The sequence below is a fragment of the Rossellomorea vietnamensis NBRC 101237 genome, from assembly GCF_001591825.1.
GTDB lineage: Bacteria > Bacillota > Bacilli > Bacillales > Bacillaceae_B > Rossellomorea > Rossellomorea vietnamensis.
Genome location: NZ_BCVQ01000097.1, coordinates 1 through 2,466, shown reverse-complemented (window position 1 = coordinate 2,466; position 2,466 = coordinate 1). Strand labels below are relative to the sequence as shown.

The 2,466-nt window shown below is 35.1% G+C and carries 1 protein-coding gene; it reads right to left on the bottom strand.

Annotated features, from left to right (window positions below):
* Positions 1–2,129: flagellin N-terminal helical domain-containing protein (locus tag BVI01S_RS23200; protein ID WP_167562136.1), on the bottom strand; the 2,129-nt coding region annotated here is incomplete at its 3' end.
* Between the last annotated feature and the right edge of the window lie 337 nt (positions 2,130–2,466).

Genomic DNA, 2,466 nt, shown 5'->3' with positions numbered 1-2,466 from the left:
GAGTTTTTAGTTTGACTCATCATTTCCTTCGCTAAATCAGCATCTCTTACGAGAGATTCAGCATCTGATAAATTTTCAGAAGATGCTTCTAAATTCTTAACTGTGTGATTTAGACGGTTATGATAAGCACCAATCTTAGAACGTTCAGAAGAAATTACACCAATGGCATAGTCTACTTTGTTTAAAGCATCATTTCTATTAATATCCTCAAGTACTGACAAATCCATTAGACCTAGTGCAGCCGTTTGTGTGTCCATGAAGGCTAACGAAAAACTTTGTCCTTCATTTGCTCCAATTTGTAGTTGTATACTTCTGGGTTCACTCAAAGTCTCATCCGTTCCTTTTTCATGTGAAAGAAAAAGCGATGTAAATGCATTTCCAGATAGCCGAGTGATTTCATGGTTAGCACCTGAATAATTATGTATAAACATTAACTGATCATTCTCGTATAATGCTGTTACCCCGGAGTTTATTTCCACTAGCTTGGCATTAAGTTCATCTAACAGCTCATCCGATGTATAATCACCAGATTCTATTAAAAGTGTTTTTTCATTATCATCTACGTAAAAACTCAAGGTATCATTGACACCTTCCTCGATCAGTAACCCAAGGGATAGATCTGCATTTCCTAGAACGCTGAAAGATTGTTCTGGTATTTCAGTCCCCAGGTTTACATTCATAAATAAATCAGTAAAAGCACTCCCGGTGAACTGAATGGCGTTAACATTACCTGTATTTGTAGACGTTCTTTTAATTTCAAGAACTTTAATATCATATCCATCAACAGCTAATCTCTCATCGGAATACCCTTGCTCAATAGAAGCTCTTAACTTTATATTTTCTCTCCAAAAATGACCGTTCAGCTCATCTAATAGCTCTTCCGGGGAATAAGTTCCTGATTTCAATTGAAATAAATGCTGACTACCATCTATCTTAAGTTCTAAAATATCATTTTGTCCTTCATTCACGATAATGCCATTACTTAAATCTCTATTCCCCCGTAACCATTCGTCACTCCATTTATAATTAAATAGAAATGAAGCAGCATCCCCACCGATATTACTTATCTGCGTATCTCCCCCGGCAATATGTTCTAACTGATTAATAGCCAAGGTACCTCCTGGAATCACAAAGCTAGAAAACCGGACTGGTGCCCCACTTTCTATTAACCTTGCATTAATTTCATCTTTTATTTGTTGCCTATTCCCATATGTACCAGCTGTAAGTGTAATTTCATATTCTTCATTATCCACTTTATAAGAAAGGGTGTCATTGATTCCTTTTATAATAGTGCTATAAGCAGGATTTGCATTGTTAAAATTGCTTTTGCTGGTCACTGATACTTTTGTAAATGCTTGAAAATCCTGACCGGGTTTGACCGATAAAAATATACTCTCTACAAGATTCCCCGATAAATTTGTAATCTTAAAGTCTGAACCTCGGATGTTATGATTTAGACTTAACTGTTGATTCTGATAGGAGGCTATGACATTGAGACTTTTATCCATAAATTTATGATTTATTTCGTTGAGTAACTCATCTACGGTATAAAAGCCCTCGTCTAGTTGAACAAACGTTGGAATACCATCTAGACGGATCTCTAATCTATCGTTATTTCCTTGGACAATTGTAAACCCATTTGTAAGATCAACAGAACCAAACACCCTAGCTGATACTGCCTCCCTTATAACAGATTTCTCTCCACTGAAGCTTCCATCTATTAAATTTTTATTATTAAAATGAGTATTTTGAGAAATGTCATTGATACTTCTTTTTTGTTGTTCTATTTCCTTTTGTATTTCCATCCGATCCAATTTCGTGAGAGTATCATTTTCTGATTGAATTACTAATTCTCTTATTCTCTGTAGAGGGGGATTTAATATTTGTGATAATGCTCCTTCAACTGTATCTAGCAATGCAATCCCATCCTGAACATTCCTTTGAGCTTGTGTTAGGCCACGAATTTGGGCACGCATTTTTTCAGAAATTGCAAGTCCTGCCGAGTCATCAGCTGCAGTATTTATCCTTAAGCCTGATGACAGATTTTCCATATTAAGGGTAAGCTTTCCCTCCTGATTCTTAAGACGATTTATACTATACAAAGCGCTGATATTATGATTTATGATCATTTTAAACACCTATTATTTTAGATTCTCTATAATTTATCGGATAAATATGGGTAAAGAAAAGGGATTTCCTCAAAAAACATACTTGATTACATAAGGTTGGGAATGTTTTTGTAATTAAAAGGGAATGTTCAAAACAAACGAGGATAAGAAACTTAGTTAATTAAGATGAAACTTTATCACATTGGTATGCTAAACCGGTAATCTGGCGCCGATTATCCCACCGATTTAATAATATATACTTTTTGTTAAAAGAGACCCTAGAATAACTAGAGTCCCTTTCGAAAAATCTATTATTAACGAAGAAGTTGTAAAACTCCTTGTGGTTGTTGGTTCGCCT